At 72.7% G+C, this 20,450-nt stretch carries 16 protein-coding genes; 4 read left to right on the top strand and 12 right to left on the bottom strand.

Features of this window, described 5'->3' with window-relative positions; all coding sequences use genetic code 11:
- Window positions 1-181: 181 nt before the first annotated feature.
- A complete protein-coding gene (locus tag ACZ4WQ_RS02210) occupies window positions 182-1,663 on the top strand; it encodes a regulator (protein WP_311729993.1) in 1,482 nt (493 codons plus the stop codon).
- Between the two features lie 82 nt (window positions 1,664-1,745).
- On the opposite strand, the gene ACZ4WQ_RS02205 is transcribed toward ACZ4WQ_RS02210, so the two are convergent.
- A complete protein-coding gene (locus ACZ4WQ_RS02205) occupies window positions 1,746-3,122 on the bottom strand; it encodes an NAD(P)/FAD-dependent oxidoreductase (protein WP_361190964.1) in 1,377 nt (458 codons plus the stop codon).
- A gap of 188 nt (window positions 3,123-3,310) precedes the next feature.
- Window positions 3,311-4,219 carry a TIGR01777 family oxidoreductase gene (locus tag ACZ4WQ_RS02200; RefSeq protein WP_311729991.1) on the bottom strand — a complete coding sequence of 303 codons (909 nt, stop codon included), beginning with the start codon at window positions 4,217-4,219 and terminating at the stop codon, window positions 3,311-3,313.
- Between the two features lie 87 nt (window positions 4,220-4,306).
- Between ACZ4WQ_RS02200 and ACZ4WQ_RS02195 the strand changes: the two genes are divergently transcribed.
- On the top strand, window positions 4,307-4,792 hold the full coding sequence (locus ACZ4WQ_RS02195; protein WP_385347877.1) for a GNAT family N-acetyltransferase: 486 nt from the start codon (window positions 4,307-4,309) through the stop codon (window positions 4,790-4,792).
- 18 nt (window positions 4,793-4,810) lie between these two features.
- Here ACZ4WQ_RS02195 and ACZ4WQ_RS02190 read toward each other — a convergent pair whose 3' ends face one another.
- On the bottom strand, window positions 4,811-5,329 hold the full coding sequence (locus ACZ4WQ_RS02190) for a DUF4240 domain-containing protein (RefSeq protein WP_385347939.1): 519 nt from the start codon (window positions 5,327-5,329) through the stop codon (window positions 4,811-4,813).
- A 146-nt stretch (window positions 5,330-5,475) separates the two neighbouring features.
- On the opposite strand from ACZ4WQ_RS02190, the gene ACZ4WQ_RS02185 reads away from it, so the two are divergent.
- Window positions 5,476-6,396 (top strand): SDR family oxidoreductase, encoded by a 921-nt coding sequence (locus ACZ4WQ_RS02185; RefSeq protein WP_385347880.1) that lies wholly within the window; start codon window positions 5,476-5,478, stop codon window positions 6,394-6,396.
- Here the strand turns inward: ACZ4WQ_RS02185 and ACZ4WQ_RS02180 are convergent.
- The 3 genes from ACZ4WQ_RS02180 to ACZ4WQ_RS02170 form a co-directional block, all read right to left on the bottom strand.
- On the bottom strand, window positions 6,387-7,391 hold the full coding sequence (locus ACZ4WQ_RS02180) for a helix-turn-helix transcriptional regulator (protein ID WP_385347882.1): 1,005 nt from the start codon (window positions 7,389-7,391) through the stop codon (window positions 6,387-6,389). The genes ACZ4WQ_RS02185 and ACZ4WQ_RS02180 overlap by 10 nt on opposite strands.
- Before the next feature lie 120 nt (window positions 7,392-7,511).
- Window positions 7,512-8,009 carry a hypothetical protein gene (locus ACZ4WQ_RS02175; RefSeq protein ID WP_398370059.1) on the bottom strand — a complete coding sequence of 166 codons (498 nt, stop codon included), beginning with the start codon at window positions 8,007-8,009 and terminating at the stop codon, window positions 7,512-7,514.
- A gap of 377 nt (window positions 8,010-8,386) precedes the next feature.
- A complete protein-coding gene (locus ACZ4WQ_RS02170; RefSeq protein ID WP_468022092.1) occupies window positions 8,387-9,055 on the bottom strand; it encodes an alpha/beta fold hydrolase in 669 nt (222 codons plus the stop codon).
- Between the two features lie 207 nt (window positions 9,056-9,262).
- Between ACZ4WQ_RS02170 and ACZ4WQ_RS02165 the strand changes: the two genes are divergently transcribed.
- The gene (locus ACZ4WQ_RS02165; protein WP_398370063.1) at window positions 9,263-10,450 is read left to right on the top strand and encodes a methyltransferase domain-containing protein; all 1,188 of its coding nucleotides are present in this window, start codon (window positions 9,263-9,265) and stop codon (window positions 10,448-10,450) included.
- Window positions 10,451-10,515: 65 nt separating this feature from the next.
- On the opposite strand, the gene aceE is transcribed toward ACZ4WQ_RS02165, so the two are convergent.
- From aceE to ACZ4WQ_RS02135, 6 genes are all read right to left on the bottom strand, one after another.
- Window positions 10,516-13,191, bottom strand: coding sequence for a pyruvate dehydrogenase (acetyl-transferring), homodimeric type (gene aceE, locus ACZ4WQ_RS02160; protein WP_394816879.1), 2,676 nt, complete (start codon window positions 13,189-13,191; stop codon window positions 10,516-10,518).
- Between the two features lie 173 nt (window positions 13,192-13,364).
- Entirely contained in the window at window positions 13,365-13,988 is a 624-nt protein-coding gene (locus ACZ4WQ_RS02155; RefSeq protein ID WP_089506224.1) for a GntR family transcriptional regulator, read from the bottom strand.
- A gap of 124 nt (window positions 13,989-14,112) precedes the next feature.
- Window positions 14,113-15,906 (bottom strand): 2-oxoglutarate dehydrogenase, E2 component, dihydrolipoamide succinyltransferase, encoded by a 1,794-nt coding sequence (gene sucB, locus ACZ4WQ_RS02150; protein ID WP_398370065.1) that lies wholly within the window; start codon window positions 15,904-15,906, stop codon window positions 14,113-14,115.
- A 50-nt stretch (window positions 15,907-15,956) separates the two neighbouring features.
- A complete protein-coding gene (gene lpdA / locus ACZ4WQ_RS02145) occupies window positions 15,957-17,345 on the bottom strand; it encodes a dihydrolipoyl dehydrogenase (protein WP_311729981.1) in 1,389 nt (462 codons plus the stop codon).
- 310 nt (window positions 17,346-17,655) lie between these two features.
- Window positions 17,656-19,194 carry a leucyl aminopeptidase gene (locus ACZ4WQ_RS02140; RefSeq protein ID WP_311729980.1) on the bottom strand — a complete coding sequence of 513 codons (1,539 nt, stop codon included), beginning with the start codon at window positions 19,192-19,194 and terminating at the stop codon, window positions 17,656-17,658.
- 288 nt (window positions 19,195-19,482) lie between these two features.
- Window positions 19,483-20,439, bottom strand: coding sequence for an adenosylcobinamide-GDP ribazoletransferase (locus tag ACZ4WQ_RS02135; protein ID WP_398370068.1), 957 nt, complete (start codon window positions 20,437-20,439; stop codon window positions 19,483-19,485).
- Between the last annotated feature and the right edge of the window lie 11 nt (window positions 20,440-20,450).

Below are 20,450 nucleotides of genomic sequence, written 5' to 3'. Positions count from 1 at the left end.
GGTGCGCCTCAGCCACTCTACGTCCGGCGGATCCGGCCCCCGCAGCCGGATCGTTGCGCCGGGCGCTCTCACCCGACCCTCACACGATCGGATGAATGCCGGGCGAGCGAGACGATCAGTGGCCCGGCGGCGGCTACTTTCGGGCCGTTTCCACGAAGCGATCAGGGAGACCGGCAGGCTGATGACGGAACGACCCCCGCAGCGCATTCCCAACCGTCAGCTCGCCGCGCTCATCGCGGAGGCGGGCTTCTCGAACGCCGGGCTCGCCCGGCGGGTGGACCAGCTCGGCCTCGAGCACGGTTTGGACCTGCGGTACGACAAGACATCCGTGACCCGCTGGCTGCGCGGACAGCAGCCGCGCGGCACCACTCCGGCGCTGATCGCCGAGGTCTTCACCCGGCGCCTCGGACGCCGGCTCAGCGCCCAGGACCTGGGCCTCGACGCCTGTGCGCCGGTCTATGCCGGGCTGGAGTTCGCCGCCACCCCGCAGGAGGCGGTGGACATCGTCAGCGGGCTGTGGCGCAAGGACTCCGGCAGCCAGGCGGAGCTACGGAAGATCGCCTTCACCCCGGCGGGGCTGGTGGTCCCCAGCCGCGACTGGCTGATCGGGCGACCCGACGACAAGGTGGCGCGCGGCGAGCCGCCCACACCGCCCCCGGGCGCGGTGCCGGTCAGGGTGGTGGGCAGGACCGCCGGGCCGGGCGCCCGGCCGCCGCTGCCCCGGCAGCGGCAGACGGACCGCTGCCAGCGCGGTCCCGGCCACCGGGTCACCGGCGGGGACATCGCCGCGCTGCGGTCGGTGGGCGAGCTGTTCCGCTCCCTGGACCAGACGTACGGCGGCGGGCACGCCCGGCAGGCCCTGGTGCGGTATCTGGAGCACGAGGGCGAGCCGATGCTGCGTGGCACCTACGGGGAGGCGACGGGGCGGCGGCTGTTCGCCGCGATCGCCGATCTGACCCGGCTCGCGGGCTGGACCTCGTACGACATCGCGGCCCACGGCCTGGCCCAGCGGTACTTCGTCCAGGCGCTGCGGCTCGCCCAGGCCGCGGGGGACCGGCCGTACGGCAGCTATGTGCTGGTCACGATGAGCCGCCAGGCCGTCTATCTCGGCCATGGGCGGGAGGCAGTCCAGCTGGCCCGGGTGGCCCAGCAGGGCATGGGCGGCGGCGCCCCGCCCGCCCTCCAGTCGCTGCTGCACGCCGTGGAGGCGCGGGGCCACGCCGTCATGGGCGAGGTGCGTGCCTGCACCGCCTCGCTGGCGCGCGCCGAGCGGGCGCTGGAGACGGCCCGGCCGGGGGACGAGGTGCCCTACTGGGCGCGGTTCTTCGACGAGGCGCAGCTGGCCGACGAGTTCGGACACTGCCACCGCGATCTCCAGCAGTACCGTGCCGCCGCCCAGCACGCCGAGCGCTCGCTCCAGCTGCGCGGCAAGGCGTACGCGCGCAGCAGGCTGTTCTGCCGAGTGGTGCTGGCGACGGCGCGGCTGGGCCTCGGCGAGCTGGAGCAGGCGTGCGCGCTGGGCGCGGAGGCGGCACAGCAGGCGGCCGAGATGCGGTCGGCGCGCGCCACGGACTACGTACGGGACTTCGAGCGGCGGCTCGAGCCGTACCGGGACGCGGCGGCGGTGCGGGGGTACCGGGACCGGGTGGCGGCGCTGGGGTAGCCGGGGCGGGGCGTGACGTAACTGGTTGGGCGCGGGGCGGCGGGCTGGGCCCGCCGCCCCGCAGGTCCTCCGGGCCGGCGGGTCAGGCCGCCGCCGCGCCCGGGGTCGAGGGCTCGGCGCCGGGGAGCGCGCCGAGGTCGTGCAGGATGGCGCGGGCGGCGCGGCGTCCGGAGACGAGGGCGCCCTGCACCGTGCTGGAGTCGCGGTGGTCGCCGCACACATACAGGCCGGACAGCAGCCGGACCGGGCGCCGCAGATCGTGGGGTGCGGGCATGGCGGGGACCGCGCTGGGGTCGTGGTGGGCGGCGAGCAGCTCCCAGCGGGCGGTGGAGGTGCCGTAGACCGCGGCCAGTTGGGCCCGGGCGGCCCGGTCGAGCTCGGCGGCGGGCAGGGCCGCGGCGGCGCCCAGGACCGTTGAGGTGATCAGGACCCGGCCGGGCGGGGTGCGCGAGGGATCGACCTCGCTGGCGACGGCGGTGTGCGCGACCGGGCCGCGGTCCCCGGCGGTGAGCACCAGAGCGGGCTCGCGCAGCGGCGACCGGTCCGCGGTGTGGTGCAACACGGTGACCGGGTGGAAGTCCGGGAGCCGCAGCCCGGGGAGGAGGTCCGCGGCGGCGCGCGCGCCGGTGGCGACCAGCACCGAGCGGCAGGCGAACTCGCCGTGTTCGGCGGTGGCCACGGCGGTGGTGGAGGCCGTCACGGCGCGTACGCCGGTGTGGACCGTGCCCGGCGGCAGGGCCGCGGCCAGCAGCTCCGGGACGGCCGAGGCGCCGCCCGCCGGGAGGCACAGCCGACCCCGTGCGTAGCCGCGCAGCACCAGGTCGGCGCAGCGGCTGGAGGTGGTCAGCCCGGGGTCGCTGAGCAGTGAGACGAGCAGCGGGCGCAGAAAGCCCTCGACGGTACGGGCGGGCAGCCCGCGCCCGGCCAGGGTCTCGGCGACGGGCCGGTCGGGGCGGGTGAGGAGGCGGTCGGCGGGCAGGGCGGCGAGCCTGCCGAGGGCCGAGCCGAGCCGGGCCTGGTCGAGCGCGCCGCCGAGAGGCGCACGGGCGGCGTTCGCGAGGGCGCGCGCCGTGGTCAGTGCGCCCCTCGTGCTCCGGCTGCCCGTGGCCCGGCCGTTTGCGCTCCGGCCGTTGGTGCCCCAGCCGCCGCCGCCGGTGGCGCCGACCCGGTGGGTGCGGCCGTCGGAGCGCACCAGCACGCCCGGGGCGAAGGGGCGCAGCACGAGTTCGCCGAGCCCGGGGGTGCGCCGCAGCTCCGGGAAGGAGGTGTTGATGAGCTGTCCGGTGCGGTCCAGCCGGAAGCCGTCGATCAGATCGGTGGTCATGCGGCCGCCCACGCGGGGCGCGGCTTCCAGCACGCTGACCGTGACCCCCGCACTGGTCAGCTGGTGGGCCGCGGCCAGCCCCGCCAGTCCGGCTCCCACGATGACGACGTCCGTGCGGTGCGCGCTGGTGAGCACGTGCCCTCCCCGAGGTCGGTGCGTACGCTAGGGGGCCTGGTGCCCCCGACCGGCAGCCCGGATGCCTCTGTCCCACAACTCGGGTTCCCTGGGCCCGTCATGACAGTACGGACAAAAACGGTCGATGCCAGACGCGCATCGACCGAGCATGGGCGCACAGCGGTCGCACATCGGCCCCCGGCGGTCGATCAGCGGCGACCCCCGCGCGCGGCCAGCGCCGCCCGCAGCGCCTCCTCGATCCCCGGGTGGGCGAAGGTGAACCCCGAGTCCAACAGCCGCCGGGGCACGGCCCGCACACTGCCGAGGACATCGCTGGAGAGCTCGCCCAGCGCGAGCCGCAGCGCGGGCGCGGGGACGGACAGCAGCGTCGGCCGGCCCAGCACCCGGCCCATGGCGGCGGTCACCTCGCGGTTGGTGACGGGCTCGGGTGCGGTGAGGTTGACCGGGCCCGCCAGCCCCTCGGTGGTCAGGATGTGGCGCAGGGCGGCGATGTGGTCGTCCAGGGCGATGAAGCTCCAGTACTGGCGGCCGCTGCCCATCCGGCCGCCGAGGCCGAGCCGGAACAGCGGGAAGAGCCGCCCCCAGGCCCCGCCCTCCCCGGCCACCACCAGCCCGGTGCGGGCGAACACGGTTCGCACGCCCGCGTCCTGGGCCGCCCCGGCCGCCTCCTCCCACTCCTGGCACAGGCCCGCGAGGAAGCCCTCGCCAGGGGGCGCGCTCTCGTCCACCGCGCGCTCCCCGGTGTCGCCGTAGATGCCGATCGCGCTGCCGCTCACCAGCACCCGCGGCGGGGTGTCGAGGGAGGCCACGGCCTCGGCGATGGCGGCGGTGCCGAGCACCCGGCTGTCCCGCAACTCCTTCTTGTAGGCGTCGGTCCAGCGGCGGTCGCCGATGCCCGCGCCCGCGAGATGCACCACCGCCGCACAGCCCGCGAGCCCCTCGGTGTCCACCCACTGCCGCTTCGGCTCCCACCGGACCTCGTCCGCCGCCCGCGGCGGGCGCCGCACCAGCCGCACCACCTCGTGGCCGTCCGCGCGCAGGGAGCGGACGAGAGCCGTGCCGATGAGTCCGGACGAACCGGTGATCGCGATACGCATGGGGCCATCCTGCCGCCATCGCATACCGGATGCCGGATGCGCCGCTCAACGCCCTGGCGAACGGACCGTCATGGCACAGTGACCCGCATGTCCGATCTGATCATTCGACCCGCCGCCCTCGCCGACGACGCGACACTCGCCGATCTGGACCGGCGCACCTGGTCCCCGCTGCACTCCGTACAGCCGCCGCCGAGCCCGGACGCCCCCTTCTTCACCGACCGGAACCGGCCCGAGCAGCTGCTGATCGCCGAGGCCGAGGGGCGGACGGCGGGCTTCATACGCCTCGTCGCGCCGACCCCGCTCGCCTGCAACGCGCATGTACGCGCGATCCAGGGCCTGGCGGTGGACGACTGGGCGCGCGGCCGGGGCGTGGCGCGGGCGCTGCTCGGCGCGGCGTACGAGGAGGCCAGGCGCCAGGGGGCGGTCCGCATCACGCTGCGGGTGCTCGGGCACAACGCGCCGGCGCGGCGGCTGTACGAGTCCGAGGGCTTCGCGGTGGAGGGCGTGCTGCCGGGGGAGTTCCTGCTGGACGGAGAGTACGTGGACGACGTGCTGATGGGGCGCTCTCTCTGAGCCCCTGGCCTCACTGAGTCAGGCGCGGAAGCGTTCCCACAGCCGGGGGAACCGCTCCGCCAGTGTCCGCTCGTCCTCCAAGTCGACGGCCGAGCCCTCGGGTTCGGCCGTCCGCGAGGGCAGACCCAGGTCCGGCAGCACCGCGCCGGTCAGCTGCTCGTACGCCTCGTCCGCCGCGAAGCCCAGGTCCTCGCAGTCCCCGTCCACCCGCTCGTCGAAGCTCTCCAGCAGCTCGGCGAGGTTGTCCGGCTCGTGCAGCGCGCCCTCGAACACCTCCCGGCCCTGGCCGATCAGCCAGTAGCGGAAGGCGTCGAAGGCGTCGTCGCCGACATTCCCCAGCAGAAGTTGGGCCGCGGCCCACAGGTCCCAGCGGTAGGCGCGGTTGGAGCGGGCCTCGAAGTGACGGGCGAAGTCCAGGACGGCGTCCGGGTCCAGCTGGGACAGCCGGTCGACGAGCAGGTCGGACTGGTCCTCGGGGTCGCCCTCGGCGGCATCCCGAGCGCTGTCGACCAGCTCCCAGAACTCCGTCTCGTCCATCACGGGACCAGCATCGGCCCTTGTGCGCGCTTGTGCACGCCGGAGTGGCCCGGAATGCAAGGCGACAGAAAAAGACGACAGAAGATGGCGGGATTCACTGCGAAGGTCGGAGGTGTCCACACCAGTCCGAGAAGGGGCATACAGACGTGAGCACAAAGGGCGCACTGGCGGGCAGGGTCGCACTCGTCGCAGGGGCGACACGCGGCGCGGGCCGGGCGATGGCCGTGGAGCTGGGGGCGGCGGGGGCCACCGTCTACGCGACGGGGCGCACCACGCGGGAGAAGGCCAGCGAGGTCGGGCGGACGACGGAGACCATCGAGGAGACGGCGGAGCTGGTCACGGCCGCAGGAGGCACGGGGATCGCGGTACCGGTCGACCATCTGGTGCCCGAGCAGGTGCGGGCGCTGGTGGAGCGGATCGAGGACGAGCAGGGGCGGCTGGATGTGCTCGTCAACGATGTGTGGGGAGGCGAGCACCTGGTCACCTTCGACAAGAAGTCCTGGGAGCTGGAGCTGGAGAACGGGCTGCGGATGCTCCGGCTCGGCGTCGAGACCCACCTTGTCACCAGCTACTACGCGCTGCCGCTGCTGACCCGGCGGCCGGGCGGGCTGGTGGTCGAGGTGACCGACGGCACGGCCGAATTCAACAGGACCTACCGCGAGAACCTCTTCTACGACCTTGCCAAGAACGCCCCCATCCGGACGGCCTTCGGGCTCGCCCAGGAGCTGAAGGAGTTCGGCGGCACGGCGGTCTCCATCACCCCGGGCTTTCTGCGCTCCGAGCAGATGCTCGACCACTTCGGGGTGACCGAGGAGAACTGGCACGACGCCGTCGAGCGGGAGCCGCACTTCGCCATCGCCGAGTCGCCGCACCTGGTCGGGCGGGCGGTCGCGGCGCTCGCGGCGGACCCGGAGCGGGCGCGGTGGTCGGGGAAGTCGGTGTCCAGCGGCCAGCTGGCCAAGGAGTACGGCTTCACGGATGTGGACGGCTCGCGGCCGGATGCGTTCGGCTACTTCCGGGATGTCGTCTCCGGCGGGAAGGAGGGGACGGCCGCGGACTACCGGTAGAGCGCGGAGGCGCGGGCGGCCGCCGCGGCGAAGCGCTCGCGTAGCTCCGGCGGCTCCAGCACCTCCGCCTCCGGGCCGAGCGCCAGCAGCTGCTCGTACGCCACGTCCAGCGACTCCACGGGCAGGGTGACGGTGATCCGCCCCTGCCCGTCGGGGTCCCCGGCCGCCCCGGCCGCCGCGACCGCCTCCTGGCCCGCCGTCCGGTCCGTCACCTGCGGCAGCCGGCGCGCGCCCTCCCCGGTCAGCCGCAGCACGACCTTCTCGCGCAGGAGCGAGCGGGCGAACTGCGCGGCGCGCTCCTCCCAGAACGCGGGCAGGTCGAAGTCCGCCAGCCGCTCGAAGCGGTCGTGGCGGTCCTGGCGGTCGGCGGGGCCCGCCGGCCCGACGGCGGTGAAGCGGTCCACCCGGTAGACGCGGAAGTCGCCCTCGCCCTCGACCCGTGCCGCCAGGTACCAGACGCCCGCCTTCAGCACCAGGCCGTACGGCTCCAGCTCCCGCTCCACCTCGATGTCCCGGCGGTGGTAGCGGGCCGTGACCCGGCGGTCGTCCCACACGGCGTCGGCGACCGCGGGCAGCAGCTCGGGCGTCTCGGGCTCGTGCCACCAGCCGGGGGCGTCGAGGTGGAAGCGCTGGGCCGCGGTGTGCGAGGCGTCGCGCAGCTCGGGGAGGAGCGAGGCGGAGACCTTCAGGCGGGCGGCGGAGGCGGCGTCCGCGAGCCCCATGCCGCGCAGCGCGGACGGCACCCCGGACAGGAACAGCGCCTCGGCCTCGGTGCGGCCGAGGCCGGTCAGCCGGGTGCGGTAGCCGCCGACCAGGCGGTAGCCGCCGGTGCGGCCGCGGTCCGCGTAGACCGGGACCCCGGCCTCGGAGAGCGCGGCCACATCGCGCGTGACCGTACGCTCCGAGACCTCCAGCTCCCGCGCCAGGTCGGCCCCCGTCATGGAGGGCCGGGACTGCAACAGCAACAAGAGACGGATCAGCCGAGCGGCGCGCATGCGTCCATCATGCCCTTGCGCGCGGCCCGGGGCCGGGGTTCCTCCCCGCCCTTTCCCGGTGCTCAGGACCGACTCCTCCGGAGTTGTGGCCCTCGTCGTTCCGCGAGCGAGGCGGTGGAGTCAGAGCTCAATCCCCGCCAACTTCGAGAGCTTCAACAACTTCGCGTTGCTCCTCCGGTGCAGGGACGACACCACCCGGAACACTTCCCGACCCATCGGATGGATACGGGCCATCTGTGGTGCCGCGTCCCAGGCGATGCTCAGGTTTTCCAGCGCCCCGTCACGGTTCCCGAGGTCGAGCTGAGCCCTGGCGTAGTTGATGTGCGTCGGGGCTACCCGTGTCGGAGGCAGACCCGCCAGGGCGGCAGGCAGGTCATCGGCCAGCCTCAGCGCCTCCCGGGGCCTGCCAAGATCCACACAGGTGGCGAGTTCGTGCGTGGACGTGTTCTGAGGTCCCACGGTCAGACCATGCACGTCCAGGTCACGGCCAATGCCGATGTTGGCGTTATGGGCGGAATCGATATGGCGCTGAGCTTCCCGCTTCGCTTCCCGCTTCGCTTCCCGCTTCGCTTCCCGCTTCGCTTCCCGCTTATCTGTCAGCCGACCAGCAAGGGTCATCCCTCGGAGGTTCAGGACGGATACCGCGACACGGAGCTGTAGACCTCTGCGAGCGTCATCCACGCTTCTGCGGTGTTGGCCGCGTGCGCGTGAGCCGTAGCGTCCCGCAGGAGACTCGGGAGCAATTTCTTGAGCCCAACCACGTCTACGGCGTCCCGGTACCTTCCAGCGGCCTCCAGAGCCGCACCCATGCGCGGCTCCTCGACAGGCCGTCTGTCCGGCAGGTCGTAGTCCCTGATGGCGGCCCTGAGAGAGGAGAGACGCGCTTGATCCTCCTGAGTGACAGGGACACGGCCAAGTACCTCGTCCATGGTCACGCCGAAGGCGCGAGCCAGGGCAGCGGCGAGGGCAGGCGTCAGCGTCCGGCCCGCCGCTCGTCAGCGCAGATACCCGATCAGTCGGTCGACCAGGTCGACCGGGCGCGACAGCGCGACCAGGTGACCGCCGGGGACGTCGTCGGCGTTGATCCCGAGACGGTCGCGGGCCACTCGGCGCTGGAACTCCGAGGGGAAGAACCGGTCCTCGGCTGCGGCAAGCACGCGAGTGGTCACATCCGGCCACCGTTCGATGCCGCAAGGCTGGCTGAACGCGGCGTCGGCCTCAGGCCGGTCATGCGCCGCGCCGGCGGCGGCGACCTCGGCCGGCACGTCGTGCAGGAAATAGGTGGACAGGTCGAACTCCGGGCTGTACCCGCCTGCTTCGGCTGCTGCGACGCGGGCCGCCGGCGATCCGGTGTTGTCCCACCACTGTCCGGGCGTCTCGCCCGGCAGCGGGATCATCGCGTTGACCAGCACCAACAGATCTACTTGCACGCGAGCGCAGACCATCGGGGCGGTGAAGCCGCCCATCGACTGGGCCACCAACACAACGTCGTCATGGTCGCCGATCGCAGCGACCACCGCGTCGGTGTACTCGGGCAGCCCTGCGGATTCGTCGGCGCCGGGCAGTTCAACAGCGACCGCCTCGTGCCCCCTGGCGTGCGACTCGGGCACCACACGATGCCAGTACCAGGCCGCACCCCCGGCCCCGGGAATCAAGACAAACATGCATATACCTCGCACTCTCCGCTTCGTTCTTGGAACATTGAGACCGTCGGGAACGATGAGAATCATCGGTCATGATTTATTCGCACAAGGCGGCGGGCACGGAAAGGACGACGACGGAGGCGACGGGCACCCCGGACAGCCGTGGACGCCCACCGACGAGCCTCACCCGGACGGTTCGACGCCTCCCGGCGATGGGACGCACAAGAAGTGACAAGCTCGGCTGAGCAGGCGGGGCGGCCCACTCGTCAGGAGCTGGGCCGCCTCCTCCTCAACACGGGTGCCATGTCGGCCGAGTGGGTCCCGGCTTTTGAGGCCGTGCCACGCTCCCGCTTCCTGCCTGCCCTGATATGGCCGCATGACATGGCCACCGGCCGATACTCCACGGTCAACAAAGAGCAGGATCCGAAAGCGTGGCAGCAATACGCCGACTCCGACGACCCCATCGTCACGCAATGGGACGACGGCGCGCACGAGGGTCCCGGGCCGGGTAATTCCTTCAGCTCCTCGTCGTCCATGCCGAGCCTGGTGTTCTCCATGCTGGCCGACCTGGATGTGAAGCCGGGACACCGGGTGCTGGAGATCGGTACGGGCACAGGGTGGAACGCGGCCTTGCTGGCGCATCGTCTGGGCGCTGAGAACGTCGTCACCGTGGAAGTGGACGGTGCTGTTGCCTCGGATGCCAAGAAGTCCTTGGATCGCTTCGGGCTACCGATGCAGGTGGTGCACGGGGACGGGCTCCTCGGGTACCCCGCACGCGCTCCGTACGATCGCGTCATCGCCACATGCGGGTTACGTAAGATCCCGTTCGCGTGGGTGGAGCAGTCCAAACCAGGCGGGGTGCTCCTCGTTCCCTGGGGGACGTACTACGGTCCTGGCGAAGCGACCGCCCGACTCGTGGTCGCCCCGCACGGACAGAACGCGTCGGGGCCGTTCACCCGGCCCGTGGCGTTCATGCGTCTGCGCTCTCAACGGTTCGTGTGGCCCCGGCACGACGAGTACGTCCCGCCGGGGGCACTGGACGCCGCGGAGACGTCCACCACGACGCTCACTGAGGCGCAGTTCTGTGGCACCGGGAGTTTCGACGCGGTCGGTTTCGCCTTGGGCCTGCGTGTGCCTGACGTTGCGCACAACCCCGACCGCAAGCGGGATGGTCGGCGCGCTGTGTGGTTCTACGGGCTCTCGGACAGGTCCTGGGCCGTCGTCGTTTTCCGTGATGACCGCAGAGAGGCCAAGGTCTACCAGTCCGGCCCGCGCCGATTGTGGGGTGAGGTGGAGAGCGCCTACCGCTGGTGGGTCAGCCATGGCGAACCGGATCACTCCCGGTTCGGTCTCACGGTCACGGCCGAAGAGACACACGCTTGGCTGGACGATTCCGCGAACTCCTGGCCCCTGTGAAACGACCGGCCCCGCTCATACGCCAGCATGGCGCATGGGCGGGGCTTCCGCAGTCCGCGGGGCGGTCAGATGCCGTAGCGCTCGGCCGCTTCCTTCGCCGCCGTGGGCTTGACCTCGCCGCGGCGGGCGAGCCGGCTCAGGGCGGTGACCACGATCGCCGGGACGTCCACCCCGAAGTGGCGGCGGGCGGCCTCGCGGGTGTCGGAGAGGCCGAAGCCGTCCGTGCCGAGCGAGTACCAGTCCTGCTCGACCCACTGGCTGATCTGGTCGGGGACGGCGCGCATCCAGTCGCTTACGGCGAGGACCGGGCCCGGTGCGCCTGCCAGGGCACGGGTGACGTACGGGACCCGGTCTTCACCGTTGAGCTGCGCCGCGTCACAGGACAGGGCGTCGCGGCGCAGCTCGCTCCAGGAGGTGGCGGACCACACGTCGGCGGCCACGCCCCAGTCGTCGGCGAGGAGCTTCTGGGCCTCCAGGGCCCAGTGGATGGCGGTGCCGGAGGCGAGGAGCTGGATGCGCGGGGCGCCCTCGTCCGTCAGCTCGGCCGACTTGTAGCGGTAGAGGCCCTTGAGGATGCCCTCCTCGACGCCCTCGCCGGCGGGCATGGGCGGCTGGACCTTGGTCTCGTTGTAGACGGTCAGGTAGTAGAAGACGTCCTCGGCGTCCGGGCCGAACATCCTGCGCAGACCGTCCCGCACGATCGCGCCGACCTCGTACGCGAAGGCCGGGTCGTACGCGACCGCCGCCGGGTTGGTGGAGGCGATCAGGTGGGAGTGGCCGTCGGCGTGCTGGAGGCCCTCGCCGGTCATCGTGGTGCGGCCCGCCGTGGCGCCGACCAGGAAACCGCGGCCGAGCTGGTCGGCCAGCGCCCACATCTGGTCGGCGGTGCGCTGCCAGCCGAACATCGAGTAGAAGATGTAGAAGGGGATCATCGGCTCGCCGTGCGTCGCGTACGATGTCGCGGCGGCGGTGAAGTCGGCCATCGAACCGGCTTCGGTGATGCCCTCGTTGAGGATCTGGCCGTTGGCCGCTTCCTTGTAGTAGAGCAGCTGGTCGCGGTCGACCGGGTCGTAGGTCTGGCCGAGCGGGGAGTAGATCCCGGCGGTCGGGAAGAGCGACTCCATGCCGAAGGTGCGCGCCTCGTCGGGGACGATCGGCACCCAGCGGCGGCCGGTCTCCTTGTCCCGCATCAGGTCCTTGACCAGGCGGACGAACGCCATGGTGGTGGCGATCTCCTGGCTGCCGGAGCCCTTGGCCAGGGTCTCGAAGGGCTTGGCCGACGGCTCGGGCAGGGCGACCGGGTGGACCTTGCGGGCCGGGGCGGGGCCGCCGAGGGCGGCGCGGCGCTCCTGGAGGTAGCGCACCTCGGGGGAGTCGGCGCCGGGGTGGACGTACGGGACCAGCTTGTCGTCCAGCGCGCTGTCCGGGATGGGCAGCTCCAGGAGGTCGCGCATAGCGCGGAACTCCTTGCCGCTCAACTTCTTCATCTGGTGGTTCGCGTTGCGCGACTCGAAGCCGGGGCCGAGCGTGTAGCCCTTGACGGTCTGGGCCAGGACGACGGTCGGGGCGCCCTTGTGCTCCATGGCCGCGCGGTACGCCGCGTACACCTTGCGGGGCTCGTGGCCGGCCCGGGAGGTGTGGAAGCACTCGGCGAGCTTGGTGTCGGTGAGGCCCTGGCCGAGCCGGGCGAGCTCGGGGTCGGCGCCGAAGAAGTGGTCGCGGATGTACGCGGCGTCGCGCGTCGCGTACGTCTGGAACTGGGCGTCGGGGACCTCGCGCAGCCGGCGCAGCAGCGCGCCCGAGGTGTCGAGGGCGAGCAGCTCGTCCCAGGCGGAGCCCCACAGGGCCTTGACGACATTCCAGCCGGCGGCGCGGAACTGCGCCTCCAGCTCCTGCACGATCTTGAAGTTGGCGCGCACCGGGCCGTCGAGCCGCTGGAGGTTGCAGTTGATGACGAAGGTGAGGTTGTCCAGACCCTCGCGGCCGGCCAGGGCGAGCGCCGCGGTCGACTCGGGCTCGTCCATCTCGCCGTCGCCGAGGAAGGCCCATACGTGGGAGCCGGCGGTGTCCTTGATGCCGCGGTTCGCGAGATAGCGGTTGAAGCGCGCCTGGTAGATCGCGGAGATCGGGCCGAGGCCCATGGAGACGGTGGGGAACTCCCACAGCCAGGGCAGCCGCCGCGGGTGCGGGTAGGAGGGCAGGCCCGAGCCGCCCGCCTCGCGGCGGAAGTTGTCCAGGTGAGCCTCGGTCAGCCGGCCGTCGAGGAAGGCACGGGCGTAGATGCCGGGGGAGGCGTGGCCCTGGATGTAGAGCTGGTCGCCGGAGCCGTCCGTCTCCTTGCCGCGGAAGAAGTGCTGGAAGCCAGTCTCGTAGAGCCAGGCGGCGGAGGCGAAGGTGGCGATGTGGCCGCCGAGGCCGTCACGGCTGCCGCGGGTGACCATCGCGGCGGCGTTCCACCGGTTCCAGGCGGTGATCCGCCGCTCCATGTCCTCGTCGCCCGGGAAGGAAGGCTCCGCGGCGGTGGGGATGGTGTTGACGTAGTCCGTCTCGAGCAGCGGGGGCAGCCCAAGACCGGCGGTCTCGGCGCGCTCCAGCGTGCGGCGCATCAGGTACGAGGCGCGGTGTGGGCCCGCGGCCCGGGTGACGGCATCCAGGGACGCGCCCCACTCGGCGGTCTCCTCGGGGTCGCGGTCCGGGAGCTGGTCGAGCTCGCTGGACTGCTTCGGGACGGGCTGCTGGATGGGCTGCTTCCGGGTGGCTGCGGCCATCCCTCCGTTGACGAGGTCGGTCATGTCTCGACTGTAAATTCTGATCGATGATCGATCAAAGTACTTGAGGCCAAAAACTTCTCCGAAAGGCGAAATTGGCATTCCGTGCCGCGAAAGAAGGCACGGCGTGCAGTGCCAGAGGGGTGTCAGGCGCGTGGCGCGCAGCCCAGGACGTGTTCCTTGACCAGCTCCGCCACCCGCGGGTCCCGTCGCCGGAACGCGTCCACGACGGCCTGGTGCTCCTCCGCGTACGACTCCTGGCGGGTGCCGAGCCAGCGGATGGACAGCGTGGTCCAGATCTCGATGCCCAGCGATTCCCAGGTGTGCAGCAGCACACTGTTGCCCGAGGCCCGCACCAGCTCGCGGTGGAAGGCCACGGTGTGCCGCACCTGGGCCTCCCCGTCGGATCTTCGGTCCGCCTCGTACAGCGCCGCCACCTCGGGCTCCAGCGCCGAGGTGTCCTCGGCCAGCCGGGGCGCGGCGAGCTCCGCGGCGATCTGCTCGAGACCGGCCCGCACCGGGTAGATCTCCTCCAGGTCGGCGGCGGTCAGATTGCGGACGCGTACGCCCTTGTTGGGCGCCGACTCGATCAGCCGCAGGGTCTCCAGCTCGCGCAGCGCCTCGCGGACGGGCGTCTGGCTGACCTCCAGTTCGGTGGCGATCCGGCGCTCCACGATCCGCTCGCCCGGCTTCCAGCGCCCGCTGACGATGCCCTCCACGATGTGCTCGCGGATCTGCTCGCGCAGCGAGTGGACGACGGGATGGACCATGACACTCCTCCGGACGGTACTGACATGACAATACGGCGGCCGGGCAGACGACGGCGCCCCCGCCCGGATCTCTCCGGGCGGGGGCGCCGTTGTCAGCCGTACCGGCGGGTGCCGGCTCGAGGGCTCAGAGGCCGAGCTCGACCTCGAACTCGCCGGCCTCCAGGATCTCCTTGACCGCGGTCAGGTAGCGGGCCGCGTCGGCGCCGTCCACCAGGCGGTGGTCGTAGGAGAGCGCCACATAGGTCATGTCGCGCACCGCGATCGTCTCGCCGAGGTCCGGGTGGTTGATGACCACCGGGCGGCGGACGGTCGCGCCGATGCCCAGGATGGCGACCTGGTTCGGCGGCACGATGATCGTGTCGAACAGCGCGCCGCGTGAGCCGGTGTTGCTGATGGTGAAGGTCGCGCCGGACACCTCGTCCGGAGAGATCTTGCTGGCCCGCACCTTGCCCGCCAGCTCCGCCGTCTTCTTGGCGATACCGGCGAGGCTGAGGTCACCCGCGTTCTTGATGACCGGGGTCATCAGGCCCTTCTCGGCGTCCACCGCGATACCGACGTTCTCGACGTCGAAGTAGGTGATGGTGCCCTCGTCCTCGTTGATCCGGGCGTTGATCACCGGGTGGCTCTTCAGCGCCTGGACGGCGGCCTTGACGAAGAACGGCATCGGCGAGAGCTTGACGCCCTCACGCTGCGCGAACGACTCCTTCGCCTGGCCCCGCAGCCGCATGAGCTTGGTGATGTCCACCTCGACCACGCTGGTCAGCTGCGCCTGGCCGTGCAGGGCCTTCATCATGTTGTCGCCGATGACCTTGCGCATCCGCGGCATCTTGACGGTCTGGCCACGCAGCGGCGACGGGGCCGCGGCGGCGGCCTTCGGCGCCGCGGCCGGGACGGCGGCCTGGGCCTGCGCGGCGGCGGCGGCCTTGGCGGCCTCCGCGGCGGCGATGACGTCCTGCTTGCGGATGCGGCCGCCGACGCCGGTGCCCTTGACGGTGGCCAGGTCCACGCCGTTCTCCGCGGCGAGCTTGCGCACCAGCGGGGTCACGTACGCGCCCTCGCCCTCGGCGGCAGCCGGAGCCGGGGTGACCGGAGCCGGGGCGACCGGGGCGGGCGCGACCGGGGCCGGGGCGACCGGAGCGGGCGCCACCGGAGCCGGGGCGGGCGCCGGAGCGGCGGCCACCGGAGCCGGGGCCGGGGCGACCGGAGCCGGGGCAGGCGCCGGAGCCGGAGCCGGAGCGGCGGGGGCCGGGGCGGGAGCCGCCGGGGCGGGCGCGGCCGCCGGAGCGGCGCCGGCGACGCCGATCACGGCCAGCTTGGCGCCGACCTCGGCGGTCTCGTCCTCGGCCACCAGGATCTCGAGCAGGGTGCCCGAGGCCGGTGCCGGAATCTCGGTGTCGACCTTGTCGGTGGAGACCTCGAGCAGCGGCTCATCGGCCTCGACCGAGTCGCCGACCTCCTTCAGCCAGCGGGTGACCGTGCCCTCGGTCACCGACTCGCCCAGGGCGGGCAGCACGACGTCGGTGCCCTCGGCAGCGCCCGCGGGGGCGGCGGCCGGAGCGGGCGCCGGGGCCGGGGCCTCGGCGACGGGGGCCGGGGCGGGCTCGGGCTGCGCCACGGGGGCGGGCTCGGCCACGGGGGCGGGCTCGGCCGCGGGGGCGGGGGCGGCCGCCGGGGCCGCGCCACCGTCGTCGATGACGGCCAGCTCGGCGCCGACCTCGACCGTCTCGTCCTCGGCCACCTTGATGGAGGTGAGCACACCGGCCGCGGGGGCCGGGATCTCGGTGTCGACCTTGTCGGTGGAGACCTCGAGCAGGGGCTCGTCGGCCTCGACCCGCTCACCCTCGGCCTTCAGCCATCGGGTGACGGTGCCCTCGGTCACGCTCTCGCCGAGCGCCGGCAGGGTTACGGAAACCGCCATGGTTTCGGTTGCTCCTAACGATCTGTACGGATTGTTCGCGCTCGGGACTACTAGTCGTGGGCGTGCAGCGGCTTCCCGGCCAGTGCCAGGTGGGCCTCGCCGAGCGCCTCGTTCTGAGTCGGGTGGGCGTGGATGAGCTGCGCGACCTCGGCCGGCAGCGCCTCCCAGTTGTAGATCAGCTGAGCCTCGCCGACCTGCTCGCCCAGGCGGTCACCGACCATGTGGACGCCGACGACGGCACCGTCCCGCACCTGGACGAGCTTGATCTCGCCCGAGGTCTTCAGGATCTTGCTCTTGCCGTTGCCCGCGAGGCTGTACTTGAGGGCCACGACCTTGTCCGCGCCGTACAGCTCCTTGGCCTTGGCCTCGGAGATGCCGACCGAGGCGACCTCGGGGTGGCAGTAGGTGACCCGCGGCACACCGTCGTAGTCGATCGGCACGGTCTTCAGACCGGCCAGCCGCTCGGCCACCAGGATGCCCTCGGCGAAACCGACGTGCGCGAGCTGGAGCGTGGGCACCAGGTCGCCGACGGCCGAGATGGTGGGAACGTTGGTCTGCATGTACTCGTCGACGAGGACATAGCCGCGGTCCATCGCGACCCCGGCCTCCTCGTAGCCCAGGCCCTGCGAGACCGGGCCGCGGCCGACGGCGACGAGCAGCAGCTCCGCCTCGAAGGTCTTGCCGTTCTCCAGCGAGACCTTCACACCGTCGGCGGTGTGCTCGACGCCCGAGAAGCGCGCGCCGAGGGAGAACTTGATGCCGCGCTTGCGGAAGGCGCGCTCCAGCAGCTTGGAGCTGTTCTCGTCCTCGACCGGGACGAGGTGGGGAAGCGCCTCGACGATGGTGACGTCGGTTCCGAAGGACTTCCACGCGGAGGCGAACTCGACGCCGATGACGCCGCCGCCCAGCACGATCGCGGACTTCGGCACCCGGTCCAGGACCAGCGCGTGGTCGGAGGTGATGACGCGCTCGCCGTCCACCTCCAGGCCCGGCAGGGACTTCGGCACGGAGCCCGTGGCCAGCAGGATGTGGCGGCCGGTGTAGCGCTGGCCGTCGACATCGACCGAGGTCGGCGAGGACAGCCGGCCCTCACCGGTCACATAGGTGACCTTGCGGGAGGCGATCAGGCCCTGGAGGCCCTTGTACAGGCCCGAGACCACGCCGTCCTTGTACTGGTGCACGCCTTCGATGTCGATGCCCTCGAAGGTCGTCTTCACGCCGAACTCGGCGCCCTCGCGGGCCTGGTCGGCGATCTCACCGGCGTGCAGCAGGGCCTTGGTGGGGATGCAGCCACGGTGCAGGCAGGTGCCGCCCACCTTGTCCTTCTCGATCAGGGCGACGTCCAGACCCAGCTGCGCCGCGCGCAGGGCAGCGGCGTAACCGCCGCTACCGCCTCCGAGGATCACTAGGTCGAAAACGGTGCTGGCGTCGTTCGCCACGTCACGTCCTCCATGCATGGTGCGCCGGGGCCGGCCGTCGGTGGCCGGGCGGCGGCTGTGGTTCGGCCGCATCTTGCTTTCGGCCCTGGTGTCGGGGGCCCTGTCCTGCCGAGACAACATCTTCGCACTTGTTGACGACAGGCGGGACGCGGGGCCGCTGTGTGACATATCTCCAAACCCCTGTTCAGGGGTTACTCGCGCGTACTACCCGCGTAGGGTGGCCGGATTTCGTTTAAGGCGAAATCCGCGGCGCCCGCGCGGAGCGGCCGGGCCCGCCATGGACCCGGCCGGTCTCGGCACCGGTGGTGGCTCAGCCCAGGTCGCCGTCCGCCGTACGCTCGGCCAGCCGCACCAGGGTGCGGACCGCGGAGCCCGTGCCGCCCTTGGGGGTGTAGCCGAACGGGCCGGACTCGTTGAAGGCCGGACCCGCGATGTCCAGGTGGGCCCAGACCGCGCCGTCCTCGACGAACTCCTTGAGGAAGATCCCGGCCACCAGGCCGCCGCCCATCCGCTCACCCATGTTCGCCAGGTCGGCCACCGGGGAGTCGATGCTCTTGCGCAGGTCGCCGGGGAGCGGCATCGGCCAGGACTGCTCGCCGACCTCCCCCGCGATCTCGTGCAGGGAGGTACGGAACGCCTCGTCGTTCGCCATGATCCCGAACGTGCGGTGGCCCAGCGCGAACACCATCGCGCCGGTGAGCGTCGCCACGTCCACGATCGCGTCCGGCTTCTCCTCGCAGGCGCGGGTCAGCGCGTCGGCCAGCACCAGCCGGCCCTCGGCGTCGGTGTTCAGCACCTCGACGGTCTTGCCGCTGTACATCGTCAGCACATCGCCGGGGCGGGTGGCCGAGCCCGACGGCATGTTCTCGGCCAGCGCCAGCCAGCCGGTCACATTGACCCGCAGGCCCAGCTTCGCGGCCGCGACCACCGTGGCGAACACGGCGGCCGCGCCGCTCATGTCGCACTTCATGGTCTCGTTGTGGCCGGCCGGCTTGAGGGAGATGCCGCCCGAGTCGTAGGTGATGCCCTTGCCGACCAGGGCCAGGGTCTTCTCCGCCTTCGGGTGCGAGTAGGCGACCCGGACCAGGCGCGGCGGGGCCTGCGAGCCCTGGCCGACGCCCATGATGCCGCCGTAGCCGCCCTTCTTCAGCGCCTTCTCGTCCAGCACCTCGGTCTTGAGACCGTGCTCCTTGGCCGCCTCCAGCACGGCGGCGGCGAAGAGGGCGGGGTTGAGCAGGTTCGAGGGGGTGTTGATGAGGTCGCGGGCGCGGTTGACCTCGGCGGCGAGGGCGATGGCGCGCTCGGCCGCCGCCTTGAACTCCTTGTCGCGCGGCTTGGCGCCGAGCAGGGCGACCTCGGCGAGCGGTGCGCCGTTCTTCTTGTTGCCGTTCTTGGCGTTCTTGGCGTCGCCGTTGTTCTGGTTGGCCTTGTACGAGTACGCGCCGAGCAGCGCGCCCTCGGCGACCGCGGCGGCGTCCCCCGCGTCCGCCACCGGCAGCGCGAAGGCGCCCTTCTTCGAACCGGACAGCGCACGGGCGGCCGCGCCGGCCGCGCGGCGCAGCGCCTCGGCGTCGTAACCGTCGCCCTTGGCCGGGGCGTCGCCGAGTCCGACCGCCAGCACGACCGGGGCCTTGAGGCCGGTGGCGGAGGGCAGCTTGGTCACCTCGCCGTCCGCGCCGGTCGCCCCGAGGGTCTCCAGGACGGTGGCCAGCTTCCCGCCGAAGGCCTTGTCCACGGCCTCGGCGCCGGGGGCGACGACGGGGCCCTTGGCCCCCTTCGCCACGCCGACGACGACGGCGTCCGCGCGCAGCGTCGCGGCGGAGGAGGTGCTGAGAGTCAGAGAAGTCACGGTGATGGGGTCCCTCTTCCGGATTAGTTCCTCGGCCGACGTGGGGTGTCCCGCTGAGACGGGGACGGGCCGGCCGAGCCCATCGGCATCGTATGCGCGGGTCACCAGGTGCCCGAGCGGCGGGCTGTCGCGGGCCATCGCGAGGGTAACTCCACCGACGGCACCGGCGCGCGGGCTCGCGGGTACGGGCGGGCACGGGCGCCCTCTCGCGCACCCGTTCGGGGGTGGCCCCCGGCCGGGATTCGGGGCGTCCACTCCGTGGACGTGGGGGCCGAGCCGTACGACGGGTCAGCCCAGGGCCATGGCGATCAGGGCCGCCGTGGCCGCCGTCTCGGCGAGCGCGCCGAAGACGTCGCCGGTGACGCCGCCGAAGCGACGGCGGCAGTGGCGCAGGAGGAGTTCCGCGGCGCCCAGCGCGGCGAGGACGGCGAGCGCGTGGTGCACCGCCCCGTACGCGCCGAAGGACGCGCCGCCCACGGCGCACACCACGACCGTCACCGCCGCCGCGCCCAGCGCGGGCCCGAACGGAACCGCCCCCGCGACCGCCGCGCCCAGCCCCTCCGGCCGCGCCGCGGGCACCCCTTCGCGCGCCGCCGGCGTCAACGCGCACCGCGCCGCCATCCCGGCCGCGGCCGCCGCCACCGCGCCGTGCGCCCAGCCGGCCCCGTACAGCTCGGCCAGCGCGGCCACCTGCGCGAGCAGCGCGAACAGCAGAGTGACGACCCCGAACGGCCCGATGTCCGACCGCTTCATGATGCGCAGCGCGTCCTCCGCCGGCTTGCCGCTGCCGAGGCCGTCGGCGGTGTCGGCCAGCCCGTCCAGATGCAGCCCGCGGGTCAGCACGGCGGGCACCGCGACCGTGCCCACCGCGGCCAACAGCGCGCCGCCGCCCAGGAGCAGCAGCGCCGCACCCAACGACGCCGCGCACAGCCCGACCGTGAGCCCGGCCAGCGGGGCGCACAGCATCCCCGCGCGCGCCGCCTCGCGATCCCAGCGCGTCACACGTACGGGGAGGGCGGTGAGCGTGCCGAAGGCGAAGCGGATGCCGTCTTCCCACGAGGCGCGTGGGGGGTCCGGCGGGTCCGGCGGGTTCGGCGGGGTGGGAGGGGTGGGAGGGGTGGGTGGTGTCGGCGGGGGTGGTGGGGGCGCTGGTTGGTCGTCTGTGGGCGCCGGGGGACGCGGGGGCTGCGCGGGCAGCGGGGGCCCGGGCGGGCGTGCGGGGGACTGTTCCGGCGTGGTGTCCATCGCGCCGCAGG

This window comes from Streptomyces sp. NPDC028305 (assembly GCF_055569495.1).
The sequence above is the reverse complement of the archived record's forward strand: the minus strand, read 5'-3'. Positions and strand labels throughout refer to the sequence as shown.